27 protein-coding genes are annotated in these 23,834 nt (G+C 74.4%); 19 read left to right on the top strand and 8 right to left on the bottom strand.

From position 1 onward, the window contains the following. Positions 1-4 precede the first annotated feature (4 nt). Genes hisD through hisF form a run of 8 tightly spaced genes read left to right on the top strand, consistent with a single transcriptional unit; the run spans position 5 to position 5,720 of the window. Positions 5-1,327 (top strand): histidinol dehydrogenase, encoded by a 1,323-nt coding sequence (gene hisD / locus B9S64_RS07025; protein WP_103489370.1) that lies wholly within the window; start codon positions 5-7, stop codon positions 1,325-1,327. Beyond that, entirely contained in the window at positions 1,324-2,439 is a 1,116-nt protein-coding gene (locus B9S64_RS07020) for a histidinol-phosphate transaminase (protein ID WP_103489371.1), read from the top strand. Before hisD ends, B9S64_RS07020 begins: the two co-directional genes overlap by 4 nt. After that, positions 2,436-3,029: an imidazoleglycerol-phosphate dehydratase HisB gene (gene hisB, locus B9S64_RS07015; protein ID WP_103489372.1), complete on the top strand. Its 594-nt coding sequence runs from the start codon at positions 2,436-2,438 to the stop codon at positions 3,027-3,029. The genes B9S64_RS07020 and hisB overlap by 4 nt, the downstream gene beginning before the upstream one ends. Continuing rightward, the gene (locus B9S64_RS34350) at positions 3,026-3,193 is read left to right on the top strand and encodes a hypothetical protein (RefSeq protein ID WP_181012156.1); all 168 of its coding nucleotides are present in this window, start codon (positions 3,026-3,028) and stop codon (positions 3,191-3,193) included. Before hisB ends, B9S64_RS34350 begins: the two co-directional genes overlap by 4 nt. Positions 3,194-3,203: 10 nt before the next feature. Beyond that, a complete protein-coding gene (gene hisH / locus B9S64_RS07010) occupies positions 3,204-3,848 on the top strand; it encodes an imidazole glycerol phosphate synthase subunit HisH (protein ID WP_103489373.1) in 645 nt (214 codons plus the stop codon). Continuing rightward, positions 3,848-4,573 carry a bifunctional 1-(5-phosphoribosyl)-5-((5-phosphoribosylamino)methylideneamino)imidazole-4-carboxamide isomerase/phosphoribosylanthranilate isomerase PriA gene (priA, locus tag B9S64_RS07005; RefSeq protein ID WP_103489374.1) on the top strand — a complete coding sequence of 242 codons (726 nt, stop codon included), beginning with the start codon at positions 3,848-3,850 and terminating at the stop codon, positions 4,571-4,573. The genes hisH and priA overlap by 1 nt, the downstream gene beginning before the upstream one ends. Further along, positions 4,570-4,968 carry a RidA family protein gene (locus B9S64_RS07000; protein WP_103489375.1) on the top strand — a complete coding sequence of 133 codons (399 nt, stop codon included), beginning with the start codon at positions 4,570-4,572 and terminating at the stop codon, positions 4,966-4,968. Before priA ends, B9S64_RS07000 begins: the two co-directional genes overlap by 4 nt. Beyond that, on the top strand, positions 4,965-5,720 hold the full coding sequence (gene hisF, locus B9S64_RS06995; RefSeq protein ID WP_103489376.1) for an imidazole glycerol phosphate synthase subunit HisF: 756 nt from the start codon (positions 4,965-4,967) through the stop codon (positions 5,718-5,720). Before B9S64_RS07000 ends, hisF begins: the two co-directional genes overlap by 4 nt. A 98-nt stretch (positions 5,721-5,818) precedes the next feature. Here the strand turns inward: hisF and B9S64_RS06990 are convergent, their stop codons facing one another. After that, positions 5,819-6,451 carry a TIGR03085 family metal-binding protein gene (locus B9S64_RS06990; protein ID WP_103489377.1) on the bottom strand — a complete coding sequence of 211 codons (633 nt, stop codon included), beginning with the start codon at positions 6,449-6,451 and terminating at the stop codon, positions 5,819-5,821. An 84-nt stretch (positions 6,452-6,535) separates the two neighbouring features. Between B9S64_RS06990 and hisI the strand changes: the two genes are divergently transcribed. The 11 genes from hisI (at position 6,536) to lgt (ending at position 15,540) form a co-directional block, all read left to right on the top strand. After that, positions 6,536-6,916 (top strand): phosphoribosyl-AMP cyclohydrolase, encoded by a 381-nt coding sequence (hisI, locus tag B9S64_RS06985; protein WP_103489378.1) that lies wholly within the window; start codon positions 6,536-6,538, stop codon positions 6,914-6,916. An 11-nt stretch (positions 6,917-6,927) separates the two neighbouring features. Beyond that, positions 6,928-8,436 (top strand): anthranilate synthase component I, encoded by a 1,509-nt coding sequence (locus tag B9S64_RS06980; RefSeq protein ID WP_103489379.1) that lies wholly within the window; start codon positions 6,928-6,930, stop codon positions 8,434-8,436. Continuing rightward, positions 8,436-9,095, top strand: a complete 660-nt coding sequence (locus B9S64_RS06975) for a TIGR02234 family membrane protein (RefSeq protein WP_103505300.1) — start codon at positions 8,436-8,438, stop codon at positions 9,093-9,095. The genes B9S64_RS06980 and B9S64_RS06975 overlap by 1 nt, the downstream gene beginning before the upstream one ends. A gap of 94 nt (positions 9,096-9,189) precedes the next feature. Further along, the gene (locus B9S64_RS06970) at positions 9,190-9,441 is read left to right on the top strand and encodes an HGxxPAAW family protein (RefSeq protein ID WP_103489714.1); all 252 of its coding nucleotides are present in this window, start codon (positions 9,190-9,192) and stop codon (positions 9,439-9,441) included. 92 nt (positions 9,442-9,533) lie between these two features. Next, positions 9,534-10,118, top strand: a complete 585-nt coding sequence (locus B9S64_RS06965; protein WP_109491996.1) for a DUF2752 domain-containing protein — start codon at positions 9,534-9,536, stop codon at positions 10,116-10,118. Between the two features lie 112 nt (positions 10,119-10,230). After that, positions 10,231-11,040 (top strand): indole-3-glycerol phosphate synthase TrpC, encoded by an 810-nt coding sequence (gene trpC, locus B9S64_RS06960; RefSeq protein WP_103489337.1) that lies wholly within the window; start codon positions 10,231-10,233, stop codon positions 11,038-11,040. A 35-nt stretch (positions 11,041-11,075) separates the two neighbouring features. Then, positions 11,076-11,255, top strand: a complete 180-nt coding sequence (trpM, locus tag B9S64_RS34900; protein ID WP_256075560.1) for a tryptophan biosynthesis modulator TrpM — start codon at positions 11,076-11,078, stop codon at positions 11,253-11,255. A 159-nt stretch (positions 11,256-11,414) separates the two neighbouring features. After that, positions 11,415-12,695, top strand: coding sequence for a tryptophan synthase subunit beta (gene trpB, locus B9S64_RS06950; RefSeq protein WP_103488983.1), 1,281 nt, complete (start codon positions 11,415-11,417; stop codon positions 12,693-12,695). After that, the gene (gene trpA / locus B9S64_RS06945) at positions 12,692-13,504 is read left to right on the top strand and encodes a tryptophan synthase subunit alpha (RefSeq protein ID WP_103488984.1); all 813 of its coding nucleotides are present in this window, start codon (positions 12,692-12,694) and stop codon (positions 13,502-13,504) included. The genes trpB and trpA overlap by 4 nt, the downstream gene beginning before the upstream one ends. Before the next feature lie 76 nt (positions 13,505-13,580). Continuing rightward, positions 13,581-14,390: a thioredoxin domain-containing protein gene (locus B9S64_RS06940; protein WP_103488985.1), complete on the top strand. Its 810-nt coding sequence runs from the start codon at positions 13,581-13,583 to the stop codon at positions 14,388-14,390. A gap of 109 nt (positions 14,391-14,499) precedes the next feature. After that, the gene (gene lgt, locus B9S64_RS06935; protein ID WP_103488986.1) at positions 14,500-15,540 is read left to right on the top strand and encodes a prolipoprotein diacylglyceryl transferase; all 1,041 of its coding nucleotides are present in this window, start codon (positions 14,500-14,502) and stop codon (positions 15,538-15,540) included. A gap of 116 nt (positions 15,541-15,656) precedes the next feature. On the opposite strand, the gene B9S64_RS06930 is transcribed toward lgt, so the two are convergent. From B9S64_RS06930 to B9S64_RS06900, 7 genes are read right to left on the bottom strand one after another with little or no spacing between them, the layout of a single operon-like run. Continuing rightward, positions 15,657-16,511, bottom strand: coding sequence for a CoA ester lyase (locus B9S64_RS06930; protein ID WP_258037694.1), 855 nt, complete (start codon positions 16,509-16,511; stop codon positions 15,657-15,659). After that, complete coding sequence (locus B9S64_RS06925; protein ID WP_103488987.1) at positions 16,508-17,740, bottom strand: CaiB/BaiF CoA-transferase family protein; 1,233 nt, start codon at positions 17,738-17,740, stop codon at positions 16,508-16,510. Before B9S64_RS06925 ends, B9S64_RS06930 begins: the two co-directional genes overlap by 4 nt. Continuing rightward, on the bottom strand, positions 17,737-18,621 hold the full coding sequence (locus B9S64_RS06920) for a ribokinase (protein ID WP_103488988.1): 885 nt from the start codon (positions 18,619-18,621) through the stop codon (positions 17,737-17,739). The genes B9S64_RS06925 and B9S64_RS06920 overlap by 4 nt, the downstream gene beginning before the upstream one ends. Beyond that, positions 18,618-19,985, bottom strand: a complete 1,368-nt coding sequence (locus B9S64_RS06915) for an ADP-ribosylglycohydrolase family protein (protein WP_109491995.1) — start codon at positions 19,983-19,985, stop codon at positions 18,618-18,620. Before B9S64_RS06915 ends, B9S64_RS06920 begins: the two co-directional genes overlap by 4 nt. Next, positions 19,982-21,172, bottom strand: a complete 1,191-nt coding sequence (locus B9S64_RS06910; protein WP_181012130.1) for an ADP-ribosylglycohydrolase family protein — start codon at positions 21,170-21,172, stop codon at positions 19,982-19,984. Before B9S64_RS06910 ends, B9S64_RS06915 begins: the two co-directional genes overlap by 4 nt. Continuing rightward, on the bottom strand, positions 21,111-22,505 hold the full coding sequence (locus B9S64_RS06905) for an ADP-ribosylglycohydrolase family protein (RefSeq protein ID WP_258317530.1): 1,395 nt from the start codon (positions 22,503-22,505) through the stop codon (positions 21,111-21,113). Before B9S64_RS06905 ends, B9S64_RS06910 begins: the two co-directional genes overlap by 62 nt. Then, complete coding sequence (locus B9S64_RS06900; RefSeq protein ID WP_258317529.1) at positions 22,502-23,797, bottom strand: ADP-ribosylglycohydrolase family protein; 1,296 nt, start codon at positions 23,795-23,797, stop codon at positions 22,502-22,504. The genes B9S64_RS06905 and B9S64_RS06900 overlap by 4 nt, the downstream gene beginning before the upstream one ends. Between the last annotated feature and the right edge of the window lie 37 nt (positions 23,798-23,834).

Raw genomic sequence — 23,834 nt, 5'->3', positions numbered from 1 at the left:
GCGTGTGATCTCTCGAATCGATCTGCGCGGCACCGCCCTCCCCGAGGGCGGCGACCTGCGCGACCTGCTGCCCCGTGCCGAGTTCGACGTGGAAGCCGCCCTGGAGACGGTGCGGCCCATCTGCGAGGACGTACGCCATCGAGGCTCCGCGGCAGTGATCGAGTGGGGAGAGAAGTTCGACGGCGTCCGCGTCGAGGCGCTGCGCGTCCCGGCCGCCGCGCTCACCGCCGCCCTGGCGGAGCTCGACCCGGCCGTGCGCGCGGCGCTGGAGGAGTCGGTCCACCGCGCCCGCCTCGTCCACCGCGCCCAGCGCCGCACCACACACACCACCCAGGTCGTCCCCGGCGGCACGGTCACCGAGAAGTGGGTGCCGGTCGGCCGTGTCGGGCTGTACGTCCCGGGCGGACGCTCGGTCTACCCCTCCTCCGTCGTGATGAACGTCGTCCCCGCCCAGGAGGCCGGGGTCGAGGGCGTCGCCGTCGCCTCCCCGCCGCAGAAGGACTTCGGCGGCCTCCCGCACCCCACCATCCTCGCCGCCTGCGCCCTGCTCGGCGTGGACGAGGTGTACGCGGCCGGCGGTGCCCAGGCCGTCGCGATGTTCGCGTACGGCACCGAGGAGTGCCCGCCCGCCGACCTCGTCACCGGCCCCGGCAACATCTACGTCGCCGCCGCCAAGCGCCTCCTCAAGGGCCGCGTCGGCATCGACGCCGAGGCCGGACCCACCGAGATCGCGATCCTCGCCGACGCGACCGCCGACCCGGTGCACATCGCCGCCGACCTGATCAGCCAGGCCGAGCACGACCCGATGGCCGCCGCCGTGCTCGTCACCGACTCCGAGGAGCTGGCCGCCGCCACCGAGGCCGAGCTGGCCCCCCAGGTCGCCGCGTCCAAGCACGTCACCGACCGGATCGCACCCGCCCTGGCCGGCCGCCAGTCCGCGATCGTCCTGGTCGACGGCGTCGAGGACGGCCTGAAGGTCGTGGACGCCTACGCCGCCGAGCACCTGGAGATCCAGACCGCCGACGCCGCCGCCGTCGCCGACCGGGTCCGCAACGCCGGCGCGGTCTTCGTCGGCCCGTACGCGCCCGTCTCCCTCGGCGACTACTGCGCCGGCTCCAACCACGTCCTGCCCACCGGCGGCTGCGCCTGCCACTCCTCGGGCCTGTCCGTGCAGTCCTTCCTGCGCGGCATCCACGTCGTGGACTACACCCGCGACGCGCTCGCCGACGTCGCCCACCACGTGGTGGCCCTCGCCGAGGCGGAGGACCTCCCCGCCCACGGCGCCGCGATCAAGGCCAGGTTCGGGTGGAAGGTGCCGCAGCGGTGACGTACGACAACCCCTGGGACGAGCTGCCCATCCGCGACGAACTGCGCGGCCAGTCCCCGTACGGGGCGCCCCAGCTCGACGTACCGGTCCGGCTCAACACCAACGAGAACCCCTTCCCGCTGCCCGACGCGCTCGTCGACCGCATCGCCGAACGGGTCCGCGAGGCCGCCCGCGGCCTCAACCGCTACCCCGACCGGGACGCCGTCCAGCTCCGCACCGAGCTGGCCCGCTACCTCACCCGCACCGCCGGGCGCCCGGTCGGACCGGAGCACGTCTGGGCCGCCAACGGCTCCAACGAGGTCCTCCAGCAGCTCCTCCAGACCTTCGGCGGCCCCGGCCGCACCGCGATCGGCTTCGAACCCTCGTACTCGATGCACGCCCTCATCGCCCGCGGCACCGGCACCGGCTGGATCTCCGGGCCCCGCCACGAGGACTTCACCATCGACGTCGAGGCGGCGAAGAAGGCCGTCGCCGAGCACCGCCCCGACGTGGTCTTCATCACCTCGCCCAACAACCCCACCGGTACCGCCGTGGACGCGGACACCGTCGTGGAGCTGTACGACGCCGCGCAGGCCGCGGGCCCGTCGATGGTCGTCGTGGACGAGGCCTACGGCGAGTTCAGCCACCGCCCCTCGCTGCTCCCGCTGACCGAGGGCCGCCGCCACCTGGTGCTCTCGCGCACCATGTCCAAGGCGTTCGGCGCCGCCGGACTGCGCCTCGGCTACTTCGCCGCCGACCCGGCCGTCGTCGACGCGGTCCAGCTGGTGCGGCTGCCGTACCACCTCTCCTCCGTCACCCAGGCCACCGCGCTCGCCGCCCTGGAGCACACCGATACGCTGCTCGGGTACGTCGAGCGCCTCAAGGGCGAGCGCGACCGGCTGGTGGACCGACTGCGGGCACTCGGCTTCGACGTCACCGACTCGGACGCCAACTTCGTCCAGTTCGGCCGCTTCGCCGACAGCCACACCGCCTGGCAGCACATCCTCGACCGGGGCGTCCTGGTCCGGGACAACGGCGTACCGGGGTGGCTGCGGGTGACCGCGGGGACCCCGGAAGAGAACGACGCGTTCCTCGATGCGGTGCGCGAACTGAAGAAGGAGCACGACGCATGAGCCGCGTAGGCAGGGTGGAACGGACCACCAAGGAGACCTCCGTACTCGTCGAGATCGACCTCGACGGCACCGGCAAGGTCGATGTCGCGACCGGTGTCGGCTTCTACGACCACATGCTCGACCAGCTCGGCCGGCACGGGCTGTTCGACCTCACGGTCAAGACCGACGGCGACCTGCACATCGACTCGCACCACACCATCGAGGACACCGCCCTCGCACTCGGCGGTGCCTTCAAGCAGGCGCTCGGCGACAAGACCGGCATCTACCGCTTCGGCAACTGCACCGTCCCGCTGGACGAGTCGCTCGCCCAGGTCGCCGTCGACCTCTCCGGCCGCCCCTACCTGGTGCACACCGAGCCGGAGAAGATGGCGCCGATGATCGGCGAGTACGACACGACGATGACCCGCCACATCCTGGAGTCCTTCGTCGCCCAGGCGCAGATCGCCCTGCACGTCCACGTGCCGTACGGGCGCAACGCCCACCACATCGTGGAGTGCCAGTTCAAGGCGCTGGCCCGTGCCCTGCGCTACGCCAGCGAACACGACCCGCGCGCGGCCGGCATCATCCCGTCCACGAAGGGCGCGCTGTGACCGGCCTGAACACCGTGCTGATCGTCGTCGGCCTCTTCCTGGCCGGCGGCGTCTACTCCTTCTGGAAGCAGGGCATGCCCAAGGGCGTCGTCGTGCTCCTCTCCATCGGCTCCGTGATGTGCCTCGTGGCGGGCATCATGCGGATCCAGGGACTCTGGGACTGAGGCCACACCTGTGAGCGACAAGAAGAAGACCGTCGTCGTCCTCGACTACGGCTTCGGCAACGTCCGTTCCGCCGAGCGGGCCCTGGCCCGGGTCGGCGCGGACGTCGAGATCACCCGCGACTTCGACACCGCGATGAACGCCGACGGGCTCCTCGTCCCCGGCGTCGGCGCCTTCTCCGCCTGCATGGAGGGACTGAAGAAGGCACGCGGCGAATGGATCATCGGCCGCCGGCTGGCCGGAGGGCGCCCCGTCATGGGTATTTGCGTCGGCATGCAGGTCCTCTTCGAGCGCGGCGTCGAGCACGGCGTCGAGACGGAGGGCCTGGACGAGTGGCCCGGCACCGTCGGCCCCCTCCGGGCCGACGTCGTCCCGCACATGGGCTGGAACACCGTCGAAGCCCCCGAGGGCTCCCAGCTCTTCGCGGGCCTCGACGCCGACGCCCGGTACTACTTCGTGCACTCCTACGCGGCGCACGACTGGTCCCTCGAAGTCACCAACGCCAAGATCCGTGCCCCCAAGGTCACCTGGGCGACACACGGAGAGCGGTTCGTGGCCGCCGTGGAGAACGGCGCGCTGTGGGCCACCCAGTTCCACCCCGAGAAGTCCGGCGACGCCGGCGCCCAGCTGCTGACCAACTGGATCGAGACGCTGTAATGCCGAAGCTTGAACTGCTCCCCGCCGTCGACGTCCGCGACGGCCAGGCCGTCCGCCTCGTGCACGGTGAGTCCGGCTCCGAGACCTCCTACGGCTCCCCGCTGGAGGCCGCCCTCGCCTGGCAGAACGCCGGTGCCGAGTGGCTGCACCTGGTCGACCTGGACGCCGCCTTCGGGACGGGCGACAACCGCGCGCTGATCGCGGAGGTCGCCGGGGCCATGGACATCAAGGTCGAGCTCTCCGGCGGCATCCGCGACGACGCCTCGCTCGCCGCCGCCCTCGCCACCGGCTGCCGGCGCGTCAACCTCGGCACCGCCGCCCTGGAGACCCCCGAGTGGGTCGCCAAGGTCATCGCGGAGCACGGCGACAAGATCGCCGTCGGCCTCGACGTGCGCGGCACCACCCTGCGCGGCCGGGGCTGGACCCGCGACGGCGGCGACCTCTACGAGACGCTCGCCCGCCTCGACTCCGAGGGCTGCGCCCGCTACGTCGTCACCGACATCGCCAAGGACGGCACGCTCCAGGGCCCCAACCTGGAGCTCCTGAGGGACGTCTGCGCCGCCACCGACAAGCCGGTCGTCGCCTCCGGCGGCGTCTCCTCGCTCGACGACCTGCGCGCCATCTCCTCACTCGTCCCCCAGGGCGTCGAGGGCGCGATCGTCGGCAAGGCGCTGTACGCCAAGGCGTTCACCCTCGAAGAGGCCCTCAAGGCGGTCTCCGGATGACGGACTCCGTACGCCGCGTCTCCTCGGGCGGGCCCTGGGAGGAGAAGTTCGGCTACTCCCGCGCGGTGCGGCTGCCGAACGGACTCGTCCTCGTCTCGGGCTGTACGTCCGTGGTCGACGGCGAGATCGCCGCGGGCGGCCCGTACGAGCAGGCCGTCGCCTCCTTCCAGCTCGCCTTCGACGCCCTGAAGCAGGTCGGACTCGGCCGTGAGGACGTCGTCCGCACCCGGATGTACCTCACGCACGCCCGGGACGTGGACGAGGTGGGCCGCGCCCACAAGGAGCAGTTCGACGACGTGCGCCCCGCCGCCTCCATGATCATCGTGTCCGGGTTCGTCGACCCGGGCCTGGTCGTCGAGGTCGAGGTCGAGGCCTACCGGGGAGAGACACGATGAGCCTGGCCGTACGGGTCATCCCGTGCCTGGACGTGGACGGCGGACGCGTCGTCAAGGGCGTCAACTTCACGAACCTGCGCGACGCGGGCGACCCCGTCGAGATGGCCAAGCTGTACGACGCCGAGGGCGCCGACGAGCTGACCTTCCTGGACATCACGGCGTCCAGCGGCGACCGCGAGACCACCTACGACGTGGTGCGGCGCACCGCCGAGCAGGTGTTCATCCCGCTCACCGTCGGCGGCGGCGTCCGCACCTCGGACGACGTGGACAAACTGCTGCGGGCCGGGGCCGACAAGGTCGGCGTCAACACCGCGGCCGTCGTCCGCCCCGAGCTGATCCGGGAGATCGCCGAACGCTTCGGGCGCCAGGTCCTCGTGCTCTCCGTCGACGCCCGCCGCACCCCTGAGGGCGTCTACGAGGTGACCACCCACGGAGGGCGCCGGGGCACCGGGATCGACGCCGTCGAGTGGGCGCACCGGGCCGCCGGGCTCGGCGCCGGGGAGATCCTGCTCAACTCCATGGACGCCGACGGCACCAAGGACGGCTACGACACCGAGATGATCGAGGCGGTACGGGCACGCGTCACCGTCCCCGTCATCGCCTCCGGTGGCGCCGGCCGTCTCCAGGACTTCGCGCCAGCCGTGGCCGCGGGCGCCGACGCGGTCCTGGCCGCGTCCGTCTTCCACTTCGGTGACCTGCGGATCTCCGAGGTGAAGGGCGCGCTGCGGGAGGCCGGTCACCCGGTGCGCTGACGGCCCGGGGGGAGCGGCCGGGACCGTGCACCGTCCCGGCCGCCGCCCGAAGGGGGCCCGTACCGCGCCCGGCGACCGGGCCGGGGGCCCCGCGGCGCCTACAGCCCGAGTTCCGCCGTGTGCAGCCGCGCCAGCGCGTCCTTGTCGCCGTCCAGTTCCACCCGTGCCGCGTCCTGCCTGCCGGCCGCGAACAGCAGCAGTTCACCCGGCTCCCCGGTCACCGTCACCACCGGGGTGCCCTTGTGGGCCACCGCCGTCTGGCCGTCCGGGCGGCGCAGCACCAGGCCCACCGGGGCACGGCGCCCCATCAGCCGGGCCGTCTTCTCCGTACGCGACCAGAGCACATCGGCGAAGACCGGGTCCAGCTCCCGCTGCGACCAGTCGGGCTGGGCCCGGCGCACGTCCTCCGTGTGGATGTAGAACTCCACCGTGTTGGCCGCCTCGTCGATCTGCTTCAGCCCGAAGGGCGACATCCTCGGCGGGCCGGTGCGGATGAGCTGGATCAGTTCCTCGTACGGCTTCTCGGCGAACTCGGCCTGCACCCGTTCCAGCCGGTTCTTCAGTGCGCCCAGCAGGATCCCGCCCGCCGCGTCCGCCCGGCGCTCGCGCACCACGACATGGGCCGCCAGGTTCCGGGTCTTCCAGCCGTCGCACAGGGTCAGGGCCTCGGGGCCCGCCGCCTCCAACAGGTCGGCGAGCAGAAGACGTTCACGCTTCGCATGGGTCGACATGCCCGCCAGCGTACGGCCGGGGGCCGCCGTCCGCCCAGTGGACGCGCGCCCGGAGGGAACTCCCGGGCGCGGCACAATGGACGCATGACCAGCACGCCCGGCCCCACGCCCGCCAGCAGCCTCGACCCGGCCGTCGCCGCCCGCCTCAAGCGCGGCCCCGACGGACTGGTACCGGCCATCGCGCAGCAGTACGACACCGGTGAGGTGCTCATGCTCGGCTGGATGGACGACGAGGCGCTGCACCGCACCCTGACCACGGGCCGCTGCACCTACTGGTCCCGCAGCCGTCAGGAGTACTGGGTCAAGGGCGACACCTCCGGTCACACCCAGACGGTGAAGTCCGTCGCCCTGGACTGCGACGCCGACACCGTCCTGGTGAAGGTCGACCAGACCGGTGCCGCCTGCCACACCGGCGACCGCACCTGCTTCGACGAGGACGTCCTCCCCCTCACCGGGCCCCGGTAAGGTCTGCCGCCATGGATCTGGAGACCTTCCGCAAGCTCGCCGTCGACCGGCGCGTCATCCCCGTCAGCCGCCGGCTCCTGGCGGACGGCGACACCCCGGTGGGGCTCTACCGCAAGCTCGCGGACGAGCGCACCGGCACCTTCCTCCTCGAATCCGCCGAGAACGGCCGCACCTGGTCCCGCTACTCCTTCATCGGGGTCCGCAGCGCCGCCACCCTCACCGTCCGCGACGGCGAGGCCCACTGGCTGGGCACCCCGCCCGTCGGCGTCCCCCTCGACGGGGACCCGCTGCACGCCCTGCGCGCCACGGTGGAGACCTTCCACACCCCCCGCGACCTCGTCGCGGACGCGGGGCTGCCGCCCTTCACCGGGGGCATGGTCGGCTACCTCGGATACGACGTCGTCCGCAGGCTGGAGAAGATCACCGAGCACGGCGGCGACGACCTCGGGCTCCCCGAACTGACCATGCTGCTCACCTCGGACCTCGCCGTCCTGGACCACCAGGACGGCACGGTCCTGCTGATCGCCAACGCGATCAACCACAACGACACGGACACCGGCGTGGACGAGGCGTACGCGGACGCCGTCGCCCGGCTCGACGCCATGGAGCGCGACCTGTCCCGGCCGGTGGAGAACGCCCCCGCCGCCCTGCCGCCTTCCGAGCTGCCCCCGTACACCGCCCGGTGGGGCGGCCCCGACTACCAGGACGCCGTCGAGGACGTCAAGGAGCGCATCCGGGCCGGCGAGGCCTTCCAGGTGGTGCCCTCCCAGCGCTTCGAGACCCCCTGCACGGCAAGCGCGCTGGACGTCTACCGGGTGCTGCGCGCCACCAACCCCTCGCCGTACATGTACCTCCTGCGGCTCGACGGGTTCGACATCGTCGGCTCCAGCCCCGAGGCGCTGGTGAAGGTCGAGGACGGCCGGGCCATGGTCCACCCGATCGCCGGGACCCGGCACCGCGGCGCCACCCCGCGGGAGGACCAGGCGCTCGCCGAGGAACTGCTCGCGGACCCCAAGGAGCGCGCCGAGCACCTGATGCTCGTGGACCTCGGCCGCAACGACCTGGGCCGCGTCTGCGCGCCCGGCAGCGTCGAGGTCGTCGACTTCATGTCGGTCGAGCGGTACTCGCACGTGATGCACATCGTCTCCACCGTCACCGGCCGCGTCGCCGAAGGCCGCAGCGCCTTCGACGTGCTCACCGCGTGCTTCCCCGCCGGCACCCTCTCCGGCGCCCCCAAGCCCCGCGCCCTCCAGATCATCGAGGAGCTCGAACCCACCCGCCGCGGGCTCTACGGCGGCTGCGTCGGCTACCTCGACTTCGCCGGGGACTCCGACACCGCCATCGCCATCCGGACCGCACTGCTGCGCGACGGCACCGCATACGTCCAGGCCGGGGCCGGTGTCGTCGCCGATTCCGACCCCGTCGCCGAGGACACCGAGTGCCGCAACAAGGCCGCGGCGGTCCTGCGCGCGGTGCACACGGCGAACCGCCTCCGCTCCGGCGGAGGCCGTGAGGGATAGTGGAGTACGTGAGTGCCGTCCCCGTACCCCAGCCCCGTACCCGAGCCGCCTCGGCGCCCGACAGCGCCGGAAGCCGCCGCAGCCTGGCCGCGGGCCTGCTGCTCGGCGCGGCCGGTGCCACCGTCGTCCTCCTGGCCTCCGGCCGGACCTGGGCCGAGGGGAGGGCGGCCGTCGGCGGCGGCACGCTGCCCCTGAGCGCCGACGGCCGGGACGTCACCGGCCTGCCCGCCGCCCTGGCCGTGGTCGGCCTCGCCGCCCTCGTGGCCGTCTTCGCCGTCCGGGGCGCCGGCCGTCTGCTGGTGGCCGGTCTCCTGGCCGTCAGCGGTCTCGGCGCCGGACTGAGCGCCTTCGCCGGAGCCTCGGACAGCGCCGCCCTGGACGAGAAGGCCGCGCAGACCACGGGCAACACGGCCGCCACCGTCGAGGCCCTCAGCCACACCGCCTGGCCCTACCTCACCGCCGCGGGTGGACTGCTGATCCTGCTCGCCGGGCTGCTCGCCCTGCGCTACGGCCGTCACTGGCCCGCCATGTCGGGACGGTACGAACGCGACGGGACCCCGCGCCCCCGCAAGGCCCCCCGCACCGCCCCGGACCCCGACCGCCCCGAGGACCTCTGGAAGGCACTCGACCGCGGCGAGGACCCGACGCGCGAGGTATGACCCCCACCTCACGCCCTACCGGCCCGTACGGGACAATGGCGGTGAGCTTTCTGTACAGCGATACCTTCAGCGCAACACCAACGAGGAGCAACTCATGGCGGGCAGCAGCCACGGACACACCCCGGCCGCCTGGACCGGTGTCATCATCTCCTTCATCGGCTTCTGTGTCGCCGGAGTCTTCATGGTCGCCGCGAACCCGGTCGGTTTCTGGGCCGGTCTCGGCGTGGTGTTCCTCGGCGGGATCGTCGGTTTCGCCATGAAGACCGCGGGCCTCGGCATGCCGAAGGAGTCGGACGAGATGGCCGGCGCCCGGTCCCGGGCCGGCGAGGCCCAGATCACGACCTGACGGCACGAGGACCGCGCCGGTACGACACGACGCGCACAAGGCGCAGCCCCGGGCGGGCTGCGCCTTTCCACGTCAGCGGGGACAATCACCGGGTGGACGCCTCAGCCCCTCCCCCCGCCGCCCCGGACCCCGCGCGCCGTGCACACGGCCCCGCCGTGAAGGCGGCCGCGCCCGACGCCCGGGAGCCCGCGCCCCGTACGCCGGACACGCCCGCCGCCGTGGAGGACGGCCCGCCGCGGCCGGGCGGCCCGGGCCTCCCCGCCGCCCCCGTACCGGCCTCCCGCCTCCGGCGCCTGCTCACGCCCGTCGGCGTCATGGCGGCCGTCGTGGCGGCGTTCGGCTACGTGGCCACGGTGGACCCGAACGAGCCCGGCCACTACCCGGTCTGCCCCATGCTCCGGCTGACCGGTGTGCTCTGCCCCGGCTGCGGCGGACTGCGCAGCGCCCACGCCTTCGCCCACGGCGACCTCGTCACGGCCCTCGGCGCCAACGCCGTGGCCGTCGCCGGATACCTGGTGTTCGCCGCCGTGTGGCTGCTCTGGACGGTCCGCGCCGCGCGCGGCGGCCCGCCCCCGCGCATCGGCCTCGCGCCCGGCTACTGGTGGGGCGTCGGCGCGCTGCTGCTGGTCTTCTCCGTCGTCCGGAACCTGCCGTTCGGGTCCGCGCTGGCCCCGTGAACGCCCAGCTGATGGGACGTACCGACGCCGGATGCGGGCCCAGGGCCCTCCTGCGGATACCATCGGCAGGGCTGATCCTGTTCCATCACCGTTCCGGAAGGGGGCCTCTCGCGTGAGTGTGCTCGACGAGATCATCGACGGCGTCCGCGCCGACCTCGCGGAGCGACAGGCGCGCGTCAGCCTCGACGAGCTCAAGGAACGCGCGGCGCGCGCTCCCGAGGCCAAGGACGGGGTCGCCGCGCTGCGCGGCGAGGGCGTGACCGTCATCTGCGAGGTCAAGCGTTCCAGCCCCTCCAAGGGGGCCCTGGCCGCCATCGCCGACCCGGCCGCGCTCGCCGCGGACTACGAGGCCGGCGGCGCCTCCGTCATCTCGGTCCTCACCGAGGAGCGCCGCTTCGGCGGTTCGCTCGCCGATCTGGAGGCCGTCCGCGCCAAGGTGGACATCCCGGTCCTGCGCAAGGACTTCATCGTCACCTCGTACCAGCTGTGGGAGGCGCGCGCGTACGGCGCCGACCTCGCGCTGCTGATCGTCGCCGCCCTCGACCAGGAGGCCCTGGTCTCGCTGATCGAGCGCGCCGAGTCGATCGGCCTGACGCCGCTCGTCGAGGCGCACGACGAGGAGGAGGCGGAGCGCGCCGTCGACGCCGGGGCGAAGATCGTCGGTGTCAACGCGCGCAACCTCAAGGACCTCAAGGTGGACCGCTCCACCTTCGAGCGGGTCGCCCCCGAGATCCCCGACCACATCGTCAAGGTCGCCGAGTCCGGTGTCCGCGGCCCGCACGACCTCATCGCGTACGCCAACGCCGGCGCCGACGCGGTGCTGGTGGGCGAGTCCCTGGTCACCGGCCGCACCCCCCGCACCGCCGTCGCCGACCTGGTCGCCGCGGGCGCCCACCCCGCGCTCCGGCACGGACGGGGCTGACCCGCACCGTGCCCACCGTCCGCCCCGCGCCCCGGATCCGCGGCCTGTGCCCCGCACCGGCCCCGGACCCGCACGCCCCGCTGGCCCGTGGCTGCCGCCCCCGTGGCTGCCGCGCCCCGGCCCGGCGGGTGCACGGGCGGCGCGTGCGGTACGTGATCGGGGACGAGCCGGGACAGGTCAACGGCATGCGATGGCGCACGGGGTCCGCGCCGTAGCGAGCCCCGGCCGTCGCACCGCCCTCCGGTGACCACCTTCCTGGTGACCGGCGGGCCCCGCACGTCCCGCCGCACCGACCGTTCCGGGCCGGTGCGGCGCTCCGCGCACGGCGCATACGGTGAAGCCATCCGCCGCACGCCCAAGGAGCACGCCGAACCATGTCGTCCGACTTCTTCATCCCGGACCCCGAGGGTCTGATCCCCAGCGCCGAAGGCTACTTCGGCGCGTTCGGTGGCGCGTTCATCCCGGAGGCGCTGGTCGCCGCCGTGGACGAGGTCGCCGTCGAATACGCCAAGGCGAAGGCCGACCCCTCCTTCGCCGCCGAGCTGAACGCGCTCATGGCCGACTACACCGGCCGGCCCAGCGCGCTGACCGAGGTCCCGCGCTTCGCCGGACACGCCGGAGGGGCCCGGATCTTCCTCAAGCGCGAAGACCTGAACCACACCGGTTCCCACAAGATCAACAACGTGCTCGGCCAGGCGCTCCTCACCCGGCGCATGGGCAAGACCCGGGTCATCGCGGAGACCGGAGCGGGCCAGCACGGCGTCGCCACGGCGACCGCCTGCGCCCTCTTCGGCCTCGAATGCACCATCTACATGGGTGAGATCGACACCGAGCGGCAGGCGCTGAACGTGGCGCGGATGCGGATGCTCGGCGCCGAGGTCGTCGCCGTGAAGTCCGGCTCCCGGACGCTCAAGGACGCCATCAACGAGGCGTTCCGCGACTGGGTCGCCAACGTGGACCGCACCCACTACCTCTTCGGCACCGTCGCGGGCCCCCACCCCTTCCCGGCGATGGTCCGCGACTTCCACCGGGTGATCGGCGTCGAGGCGCGCCGTCAGATCCTCGAACGCGCCGGCCGGCTGCCCGACGCCGCGGTCGCCTGTGTCGGCGGCGGCTCCAACGCCATCGGCCTCTTCCACGCCTTCATCCCCGACGCCGGTGTGCGGCTCATCGGCTGCGAACCCGCCGGACACGGGGTGGAGACCGGCGAGCACGCGGCGACCCTCACCGCGGGCGAGCCCGGCATCCTGCACGGTTCGCGCTCCTACGTCCTCCAGGACGACGAGGGCCAGATCACCGAGCCGTACTCCATCTCGGCCGGCCTGGACTACCCGGGCATCGGGCCCGAGCACGCCTACCTCAAGGACAGCGGGCGCGGCGAGTACCGCGCGGTGACCGACGACGCCGCCATGCGGGCCCTGCGTCTGCTGTCCCGCACCGAGGGCATCATCCCGGCCATCGAGAGCGCCCACGCGCTGGCCGGGGCCCTGGAGATCGGCAAGGAGCTCGGCGAGGACGGGCTGATCCTGGTCAACCTGTCCGGCAGGGGCGACAAGGACATGGACACCGCCGCCCGGTACTTCGGCCTGTACGACGGTGCCGACGCGGTCGTCGAGGCCGACGTGGCCGACGGAGACGTGGAGGTCACCAAGTGAGCGGCAACCGTGAACTGCTGAGTACGACCCTGGCGAAGGCGGCCTCCGAGGACAGGGCGGCGCTCATCGCCTACCTGCCCGGCGGCTTCCCGACCGTGGACGGCGGCATCGCGGCCGTCAAGGCGGCCGTCGCGGGCGGCGCCGACGTCGTCGAGGTGGGTCTGCCGCACAGCGACCCGGTGCTCGACGGGCCGGTCATCCAGACCGCCGACGACATCGCGCTGCGCGGCGGCGTCAGGATCGCCGACATCATGCGCACCGTCCGCGAGGCGCACGAGGCCACGGGCGCCCCGATCCTCGTCATGACCTACTGGAACCCCATCGACCGCTACGGCGTGGAACGCTTCACCGCCGAGCTGGCCGAGGCGGGCGGCGCCGGGTGCATCCTGCCCGACCTGCCGGTCCAGGAGTCCGCGCTGTGGCGCGAGCACGCCGAGAAGCACGCCCTGGCCACCGTCTTCGTCGTCGCGCCGAGCAGCAAGGACGCCCGGCTCGCCGAGATCACCGGTGCCGGTTCCGGCTTCGTGTACGCCGCCTCGCTGATGGGCGTCACGGGAACCCGGGAGTCCGTCGGCGAGCAGGCGCAGGAGCTGGTGCGGCGCACCCGTGCCACCAGCGAGCTGCCCGTCTGCGTCGGCATCGGCGTCTCCACCCGGGAGCACGCCCGGCAGGTCGCCGGCTTCGCCGACGGCGTGATCGTCGGCTCGGCCTTCGTCAAGCGGATGCTGGACGCGCCGGACGAGGCCGCGGGCCTGGAGGCCGTCCGCGCGCTCGCGGCCGAACTCGCCGAAGGTGTTCGAAAGCGCTGACCATGATCGTCACCCGTACGGGTGGACCTGGGACCGGGGAGGCGCTGAGGCGCCTCCCTGGTTCGTTTGCGCGGGTGTGAGCGAGAACCAAGAGCCGAAGAGGGCCGCGCGTGAGCGGCTCGCCCAGCAGCGTGAGCAGGACCGGGCACGCGACCGCCGCCGCCGCACCCTGATCGTCTCGGCCGCGGTCGTCGGGGTGCTGGCGCTGGCCGCGGTCGTCGGCCTGGTCGCCATCGACGTCGGGGAGAGCGGGCGGGACAGCGAGGCCGCTCCGGTCGTCACCCCCTCCGGGGCGACCGGGAAGGACGGCCTCGCCCTCCAGGTCGGCGCCGACGACGCCCCGTCCACCCTCACCATCTGGGAGGACTTCCGCTGCCCGGTCTGCGCCCAGTTCGAGAACGCCTTCCGGGACACGATCGCGGACCTGGCCCACAACGGCCAGATCAAGGTCGAGTACCACCTGGCCACGATCATCGACGGCAACCTCGGCGGCAGCGGGTCCCTGCGGGCGGCGAACGCGGCGGCGTGCGCCCAGGACCTCGGCAAGTTCCCGGCGTACCACGACGTCCTCTACCGCAACCAGCCCGCCGAGAACGACGACGCCTTCGCCAAGAACAGCAAGCTGATCGACCTGGCCGGGGAGGTGAAGGGCCTGGACACGTCCGCCTTCCGCACCTGTGTGAACGACGGCACGCACGACAGCTGGGTCGGGAAGTCCGACCGGGCCTTCCGCGACGGCGGCTTCCAGGGCACCCCCACCGCCCTGCTCAACGGCGAGTCGATCTTCCCGAAGAAGGGGGACGAGGAGATCTCGGCCGAGAACATCAAGAAGTGGGTGGCCGACGCCAACAAGGGCAAGAAGCCGGGCACGGTGAGCAGCTCGTGAGACCGGGCGGAAGGGCGGGTGAGCGGGCGCCCTTTCCGGGGCTCGTTACTCAGAAGTTGCCGGACGGCTTGCCGTACGTCCCGTCCGGCAGGGTAGCGTCGACCTCGTCATGAATCTTGCCTACATTCCCAGCCCGTCGACCGGCGTGATCGAGCTCGGCCCGATCCCGCTCCGCGGCTACGCGTTCTGCATCATCATCGGTGTCTTCGTCGCCGTCTGGTTCGGCAACAAGCGCTGGGTCGCCAGGGGCGGCACAGCCGGCACCGTCGCCGACATCGCCGTCTGGGCGGTCCCCTTCGGCCTGGTCGGAGGCAGGCTCTACCACGTCATCACCGACTACCAGCTGTACTTCAGCGACGGTGAGAACTGGGTGGACGCCTTCAAGATCTGGCAGGGCGGCCTCGGCATCTGGGGCGCGGTCGCGTTCGGCGCGGTCGGTGCCTGGATCGGCTGCCGCCGCCGCGGGATCCCGCTGCCGGCCTGGGCCGACGCGCTGGCGCCCGGAATCGCCTTCGCCCAGGCGATCGGCCGCTGGGGCAACTGGTTCAACCAGGAGCTCTACGGCAAGGAGACGGACCTTCCGTGGGCGGTCAAGATCAGCGAGGGCGCGAACCGGGTCGCGGGCACCTACCACCCGACGTTCCTGTACGAGTCGCTGTGGTGCGTCGGCGTGGCCCTGCTGGTCATCTGGGCGGACCGCCGCTTCAAGCTCGGGCACGGCAGGGCGTTCGCGCTGTACGTCGCCGCGTACTGCGCGGGCCGTGGCTGGATCGAGTACCTGCGGGTCGACGAGGCGCACCACGTGCTGGGCCTCCGGCTGAACGTCTGGACGGCGATCGTCGTCTTCGTGCTGGCGGTCGTCTACATGGTCATCTCCGCGAAGCTGCGGCCCGGCCGCGAGGAGGTCGTCGAACCGGCCGCGGTCGAGGCGCCGAAGGACGAGGCGGCGGGCGCCGACGGCAAGGACGGCGAGGACGGCAAGGCATCCGAGGGTTCCACGGACGCCAAGGGCTCCACGGACGCCACGGACTCCACGGGATCCGCCGCCTCCGAGGAGACCAAGGCCTCCGTCCCGGACGCTCCCGGTGCGGAGGCGAAGGCGCCGGAGGACGACGCCGACGCCACCCCGCAGAAGGCCGAGAAGAGCTGACCCACGGGTTTTCGAGGCGGGCGGGTCCGGTACGACGCACCGGACCCGCCCGCCTTCTCCGTTCCCGCCCGCCCCTTCCCGGGCCCGCCCGCCGGCCCTCCCGGTGCGCCGGGGAGTCAGTCGTCGCGGTGTGCCAGGGCCAGGGTCCGGCGGGCCGTGGCCACCACCGCCGCGTCCACGAACCGCCCGTCCGGCAGGGCCAGCGCGCCCTCCTCGGACCGGGCCGCCTCGACGACCTCCCGCGCCGCCTCGACCTCCCGGGGCGTGGGCCGGAACGCCCGCTCGATGACCGGTAGCTGCCGGGGATGGATCGCCGCCCGGCCGAGGAGGCCCAGCCCCCGGCCGTGCGCGCAGGAGGCCGAGAGCCCCGCCAGGTCCCGTACGTCGGGGAACACCGACATCGCGGGCGGGTCGAGCCCGGCCGCCCGCGCGGCCACCACCACCCGGCCGCGCGACCAGTCCAGCCCGGTGTCGTCCCGTACCCCCAGATCGGCGCGGAGGTCGGCCTCGCCCAGGGCGATGCCCCGCACCTCGGGGTGGGCCCCGGCGATCGAGTACGCGTGCTCGATCGCCAGGGCCGACTCCAGCAGGGGGTACAGCGGCACGCCCGGGGCCAGCGCGGCGACATGGTGCACCGACGCCGCGTGGGTGATCTTCGGCAGCCGTATCCCGGCCAGTCCGGGCAGCCCCGCCAGGGCCCGTACGTCGGCCTCCCCGTGCACCCGGACGTGCACCGGGACACCGGCCCCGTCCGGGGCGGGGGGACCGGCGAGCAGCTCGGCCGTGGCCGCCCTGGCGTACTCCCGGCGGTCCGGGGCGACCGCGTCCTCCAGGTCCACGATCACCGCGTCCGCGCCCGCCTCCAGCGCCTTGCGTACCACCTCGGGCCGGTCTCCGGGCGCGTACAGCCAGGTCAGCGCCACCGCCGTCCCGCCGCTGTCCGGTTTCCGCGCCACGGACGGGCCGCTCACAGGGCGCCCTCGGCGCGCAGCGCGGCGATACGGGACGGCGACAGGCCCAGCTCCGTCAGGATCTCCTCGGTGTCCGCGCCGTGCGGTCTGCCCGCCCAGCGGATCGACCCCGGTGTCTCCGAGAGCCGGAAGAGCACGTTCTGCATCCGCAGCGGCCCCAGCTCCGGGTCCGCCACCTCGGTGACGGTGTCGAGCGCCCGGTACTGGGGGTCCTCCAGCACGTCCCGTACGTCCTGGATCGGGGCGATCGCCGCCTCGGCCTTCTCGAACGCGGACACCGCCTCCTCCCGGGTGCGCCGGGCGATCCAGTGGCCGACGGCCTCGTCCAGCTCGTCGGCGTGCTCGGCGCGGGTGGTCCCGGCCGCGAACCACGGTTCCTCGGTCAGCTCCGGGCGGCCCACCAGGCGCATCACGCGCTCCGCGACCGACTGGGCCGAGGTGGAGACCGCCACCCAGTGGCCGTCCGAGGTCCGGTAGGTGTTGCGCGGGGCGTTGTTGCGGGAGCGGTTGCCGGTGCGCGGCTGGACGTAACCGAGCTGGTCGTACCAGAGCGGCTGCGGCCCCAGCACGGTCAGGATCGGCTCGATGATCGCCAGGTCGACCACCTGCCCCCGGCCGGTGCGCTCACGCCCGGACAGGGCCGTCATCACCGCGTACGCCGTGGCGAGCGCCGCGATCGAGTCCGCGAGCCCGAACGGCGGCAGGGTCGGCGGACCGTCCGGCTCCCCGGTGACGGCGGCGAACCCGCTCATCGCCTCGGCCAGCGTGCCGAAGCCGGGCCGGTGCGCGTACGGGCCGAACTGGCCGAAGCCGGTGACCCGGGCCAGCACCAGCCGGGGGTTGGCGGCGCTCAGCTCCTCCCAGCCCAGGCCCCAGCGCTCCAGTGTCCCCGGCCGGAAGTTCTCGACGACCACGTCCGCCCCGGCGGCCAGCCGGAGCAGAACCTCCCGGCCGCCGGGCCCGGACAGGTCCAGGGTCATCGTCCGCTTGTTGCGGCCGAGCAGTTTCCACCACAGCCCGACGCCGTCCTTCGCGGGGCCGTGGCCCCGTGAGGGGTCCGGCCTGCGCGGGTGCTCGATCTTGACGACCTCGGCGCCGAAGTCCCCGAGCATGGTGGCCGCGAGGGGCCCGGCGAACAGGGTGGCGAGATCCAGGACCCGCAGGCCGTGCAGCGGTCCGGCCGGAGCGGGGACGGCGGAGGGGTCCGGGGGCGCGGTCGGTGTGTTCATGCGGCATCGATCTCGCCGCGGTAGGGCATCGACGTCGAGGCCCCGGGTCTCTGCACGCTGAGCGCCGCCGCCGCCGACGCCCAGGCCAGCGCCTCGGGGACCGCCCGTCCCTCGGCCAGCGCCACGGCCAGGGTGCCGACGAAGGTGTCCCCGGCGCCGGTCGTGTCGACGGCGGTGACCTCGGGCGCGGGGAACAGCACGGCCCCGCCGCCCCGGGCCGCGTACAGGCAGCCCTTCGGGCCGAGGGTGATGACGACCTCCGGGACCCGGCGCAGCAGCAGGTGGGCCGCGGCGTGCGGGTCGTCGTGGCCGCAGAGCGCGGCGGCCTCGTGCTCGCTGGGGACCAGCAGGTCCACCGCGTCCAGGAGCGCGTCCGGCAGCGGTCGCGCGGGGGAGGGGGTGAGGATCGTGCGTACGCCCATCGACCGCGCGCCGCGTGCCGCCTCGGTCACCACGCCCAGCGGGAGTTCCAGCTGGAGCAGGAGCAGTCCGGCCGCGGCGACGGCGGCCCGCTCGTCCGGCCCGATCGCGGTGAGGGTGGCGTTGGCTCCGGGGACCACCACCATCGCGTGGGAGCCCCCGTCCTCCACGACGATGTGCGCCGTGCCGCTGGGGCCGTCCACCGTGCGCAGGAGGCCGGTGCCGACGCCCGCGTCCTCCAGGTTCGCCCGCAGCAGCGGTCCGTAGGCGTCGGTGCCGACCGCGCCGATCATCACCACCTCGCCGCCCGCGCGGGCCGCCGCGACGGCCTGGTTGGCCCCCTTGCCGCCGGGCACGGTCAGGAACGCGCGCCCGGTGACGGTCTCCCCGCGCCCGGGTGCCCGGGAGGTGTAGGCGACCAGGTCCATGTGGGTGCTGCCGAGCACCGCGATCGCTGTCATGGGCGGTGTACCTCCTGGTGGGTCAGTTCGGCGAGGGTGTCGAAGCCGACGCCGTCGAAACCGGGCACGGACGTCGTGAGCCGGTTCTTGAGCGGCGCGGTCCAGTGCTCAGGCAGCGCGGCGGGCCGCCCGGCCAGCAGGCCCGCGAGCGAACCGGCGGTGGCGCCGTTGGAGTCGGTGTCCCAGCCGCCGGACACCGTGGCGCAGAGCGAGCGGCCGAAGTCACCGTCCGCGTGGGTGAGGGCGGCGGCCAGCAGCGCCGCGTTGGGCAGGACGTGCACCCAGTGGTGGGTGCCGGCGTAGACGGCGTGCAGCCGGTCCACCACCCGGTCGAAGTCCCCTTCCGCGCGGGCCGCCTCGATGCCGAGGCGCACCGCGCGGGCGTAGCGGGAGCGGGGCGGTACCACGCGCAGACCGGCCGCCAGGCAGCCGTGCACATCGGTCTCGCCGCCCGCCGCCTCGGCGAGCGCTGCGGCGGTGAACATCGCCCCGTACACCCCGTTGGCCGTGTGGCTGAGCACCGCGTCCCGGTGCGCCTGTTCGGCGGCGGCGGCCGGGTCGCCCGGACGGGTCCAGCCGTGCACGTCGGCCCGGATCTGGGCGCCGATCCACTCGCGGAACGGGTTGCGCCGCCGGGCGGTGTGCGGCGGCTCGACCCCGTCGAGCAGATTGCGGTACGCGATCCGCTCGGCGGTGAAGATCCGCCCGGCGGGCAGTGTGCCGAGCCAGAGGCGGGCGACGTCGTCCGTGGAGAAGTCCCGGCCGTGGCGGCGGAGCAGTACCAGTCCCAGCACGGGGAAGTTCAGGTCGTCGTCCTCCGGCATCCCGTCGATGTTCTCGGCCAGCGAGGTGGCGGCCGAACGGCGGTTCCACGGATGGGCGGCGGCCAGGTCCGCGGGCAGCCCTCGGGCGGTGAACCAGGTGGTGAGCGGCCAGTTGCCGGTGGCCCGCGCCAGCGCGCGGATGCCGTCCAGGGGCAGCTTCTCGACGGGCTTGCCGAGCAGGCAGCCCGCGGCCCGGCCCAGCCAGGCGGCGTGCAGCCGTTCGGGGCCGACGGCCACCGGCCGGGCGCGGGGGGCCGGCCACCGGGGGCACGCGGCCCGGATCGCGGCCAGGTCCGTCGGCTCGTCCCGCGCCGACGGGCTCTCGATCAGCGCGAGTTCGTCGAGCAGGCGCTCGGCAAGGGCCCGCAGCCGGGGCGGCGCGGGCGCCTTCGAGACTCCGGCGCGCTCCGGCGCCGGGGCGCCACCGGCATCCGACCAGCGGCGTGCGACGGCACGGGCGTCCCGGCCGTCCTGCTCGGCCTGGCGCAGCTCATGGCCCACCAGGTCCTCGGGCTGCGCCCAGGTCAGCCGTACGGTCATCGGGGGCCGGCCAGTTCGGCGAACGCCGCGTCCTGGATCCGGCGGCGGGCGGTGTCCCGTACGAAGACCTCGCGGGCCACCTCCGCCAGGGCGCGGGCCGGTGCGTGCAGGTCGAGACGGCTGGCGTCGGCGACCGTCTTCGCCCAGGCGCCGGGGACGGCCCCCTCGCCGTGCAGCGCGCCCGCGATCGCCCCGCCCATGGTGGCGATCGAGTCGCAGTCCCGGCCGTAGTTGACCGCGCCGAGCACCGTCCGCCGGTAGTCGCCGCCGCCGACCAGCAGCATGCCGAGCGCGATGGGCAACTCCTCGATCGCGTGCAGCCGGGAGGGCCGCCGGGCACCCAGCGAGGGGTCGCGGTAGTGCGGGCCGACCGTGTCGAAGGGGGCGACGGCGGCGCGCAGCGGGCCGAGCGCGGACTCGAAGTCCTGGTGGCGTACGGCGACTTCGCACACCGCCTCGATCGCCGTACGGGTGCCGTCCTTGGCGAGCGCCAGGCAGGTCTCCACGACGGAGGCGGGCGTCGCGCCGGGTGCGCAGGCGGCGGCCACCGCCGCGGCCAGGACCCCGGCCGCCTCCCGTCCGTACGAGGACTGGTGGGCCCCGGCGACGTCCAGCGCCTCCGCGTACGCCGCCTCCGGGCGGGCCGCGTTGACCAGGCCGACCGGCGCCATGTACATCGCGGCCCCGCAGTTGACGATGTTTCCGCAGCCCGCCTCGCGGGGGTCCGCGTGGCCGTAGTGCAGCCGGGTGACGATCCACTTCTCGGCCAGGAAGATCCGCTGGAGCGGCAGCGCCTCGGCCTCCAGTTCCGGAATCCAGCGGGGGCGGGACATCAGGTCCGGGACGAGGTGGTCGGCGACCGCGTACGCGTCGAGGTGATCGCGCACGGCCTCGTACACCCGCACCAGCGCATGGGTCATCAGGGTGTCGTCGGTGACGTGCCCGTCGCCCTTGTGGTACGGGGCGATCGGGCGCGCGGTGCGCCAGTCGTCGCCGTACCAGGGGCCGACCACACCGGTCACCCGGCCCCCGTGGCGCTCCGCGATCTGCTTCGGGGTCCAGCCCTCGACCGGGCCGCCGAGCGCGTCGCCGACCGCGGCCCCGACCAGGGCGCCGGTGACGCGGTCATCCAGGGTGAGTGCCGTGACGGTGTCCGGTCCGGTCGCTGTGGATGTTTTGGGTGTCATGACTGAATTGTCCCTCCGGTGGGGCCGGTTCCGTGGCTGCCAGCCGCCCGGCGAGTTCGATGAGGTCGGTCCCGGCGAGGCGCGGCAGCGCGCAGCCGGCCAGGGTGCGGCAGGCCTCGCGCCAGCCCGCCGGCACGCCGCCGCTCCCGCCCAGCGCGCCGGTGAGCGCCCCGGCCAGGGCGGGTGCCGAGTCGGCGACCCGGGAGAGGCAGGCCGCCGCGGGCACGGCCTGCGCGATCTCGCCCCGGGCGGCGGTCGTCAGGGCGAGGGCGACCGGCACGGTCTCGGCGGCGGCGATCCCGTAGCTGTACACATGGTCGACGATCTGGTGCTCCAGCACGGGGACCAGGGCGAACGCGCCCCATGCCTCGCCCGCGAACTCCCGTGCCAGCCGCACCGCGTGGGCCGCGTTGCGGGCGATCTCGGTGCCCTCGGGGAGCTGTTCGAGCGCGGCGTTCACGACGGTGTCCACGTCCGCCCCCGCGAGCGCCCGCGCGACGGCGGCGGCGACCGCGCGGGCACCGTGCACCCCGTCACCGTCCTGGGTGTACCGGGCGTCGAACTCGGCGAGCCTGGCGGCGGCGACCGGGTCCCCGGGGTGCAGGACCGCGAGGACGGCGGCCCGCACACAGGCCGCGTCGTCGAAGTAGTGCGGATTGTCGTGGCCGGTGGCGGGCGGGCGCAGCCCCGCGGCGAGGTTGCCCAGTCCGGCCCGTACGGAGATCCGGGCCCGGAGCGGCAGTACGGCGGACTCCACCTCGGGGGCCCGTGCGCTGGCGGCGGCGACCGTCGCGGCCAGCGCGTTCCAGGACCGGTCGATCGCGTCCCGCACGCGGCGTCCGGGCGGCAGGCCCGGGGTGTCGTCGGCCGCGGCGGCCAGCACGGTCCTGGCGGTGAACGCGGCCCACTCGGCGTCGTCCGAGGGCCCGAGCCGGAGCGGTTCGGGCGGCTGGTTCAGCGCGATCGGCACGGGGAGCGTGGTGGTGGCGTTCTGCTCGGCGAAGGTGTCCAGCTCGCGGGTGAGCCGCCGGGTCCACTCGGGCATCCGCGCCGCCCGGTGCCGCGCGGCGGGCCACCCGGCGGCGTCCCCGGCCGCCAGTCCCAGCAGCAGCCCCTCGATCCGGGCGGGGCGTCCGGGGGCGGCGGCCGGGGGAGCCGGGGCGACCAGGGGGTGCTGGGTCCCGGGGAGCCCCGGGGCGGCCAGGCGTCCGGGGGAGCCCGCAGGCGGGGCCACGGGGTCGGGGCGGGTGGCGCGTCCGGCCGCCGGGCCGGAGGGCGCGGCCCCCGGCACGGCCTCGGATCCCGAGGCGGAGGGCGGGCCCAGGGCGCTCATCGGGCGGTCCCCGGAGCGGTGACCGGCACGGTCGTCCCCGCCGCGCCGGTCCGTGGTCCGGGCTCGGCGAAGGACGCGCCGGCGGGCTCCCACGAGGGCTCCCCGGACGGGTCCCCGCCGGGCAGGGCCCGCGCCTCCTCCGGCACGCCCGGGGTGTCCGGGGCGTCAGGGGTGTCCGGCGTCAGCAGTCCGGCGATGTCCAGGACGTGGTACCCCCGCATCGACGGCAGGCAGCTGCCGCGTACCGGGCCGATCGCCGCCGCCCAGTCCGCCGGGATCGCGGACGCCCCGTGCAGCGCCCCGGCCAGCGCTCCCGCCACCGCGGCCGTCGTATCGGCGTCCCGGCCCATGTTCACGGCCGTCAGCACCGCCGTACGGAAGTCGCCGCCCGCCGCCGCGAACGCGCCGAAGGCCAGGCCCACCGCCTCCGGTGCCAGGTCCGTCCACGGGTAGCCGCCGATCACCACCGCCGAGCGCACCGCGCGCTCCGCCGTCAGCCGGTCCGGGTACGAGCGCCGCGCGGCGGTGACCGCCCGCCGCAGCGAACGCGCCGTCCAGGAGTCCATCGGTACGGCCGAGAGCGCGGCGGCCACCACCGAGGCCGGCCCGGCGCCCACCATCGCGGCGGCCACCCCCGCGGCCACCGCCTGGCCGCCGTAGATGCCCTCCCCGTCATGGCTGATCGTGCCGTCCACCGCCACCAGCCGGGCCGCCTCGGCGGGCCGGCCCGCCGCGAAGACCCCGAACGGCGCGGCCCGCATCGCCAGGCCGTCGCTCCACGCGTGCCGGTGCTGGGCCGAGATCGGGGCGGCCAGGCCGCGCCGCAGGTTCTCCAGCGTCCCGCGCTCACTGAAACCCGCGCCCCGGAACGGGCCCTCGTCCAGATCCGCGATCCAGTGGTGCCACGCCCGCTCCACATGGGAGACCGTCAGCGCCGAACCGTGCCGGGCCAGCAGCAGCCCCGAAAAGATCGCGTACTCGGTGTCGTCGGTCCCCGCCGGGTCGTCGCTGACGAACCCGGTGATCCGGCCCCAGCGACGGCGGATTTCGGACGGTCTCATGTTCTCCGCCGGGGCGCCGAGCGCGTCCCCGACCGCCAGCCCCAGCAGCGCCCCCCGAGCCCGGTCGGCGATCTCGGCGGGCGAACCCCCGCCCCCGGCGGGCCCGCCGCGCCCCGCCGGGCCGCCGTCCCCCGCCGGCCCGCGGCGCACCTCCGGTCCGCCGGGCCGGGTGCCCCCACCGGGCCGGATGCCCTCGCCGGGCTCCGTCCCCTCGTCCGTCTTCCGCTCCATCGCGTCGACCTCCCGCTCGTGCCGCGCCGTCCGCCCG

The sequence above is a fragment of the Streptomyces sp. SM18 genome (assembly GCF_002910775.2).
GTDB classification, from domain to species: Bacteria; Actinomycetota; Actinomycetes; order Streptomycetales; family Streptomycetaceae; genus Streptomyces; species Streptomyces halstedii.
Note: the sequence above shows the minus strand (reverse complement) of the source record. Positions and strands in the feature narration are given on the sequence as shown.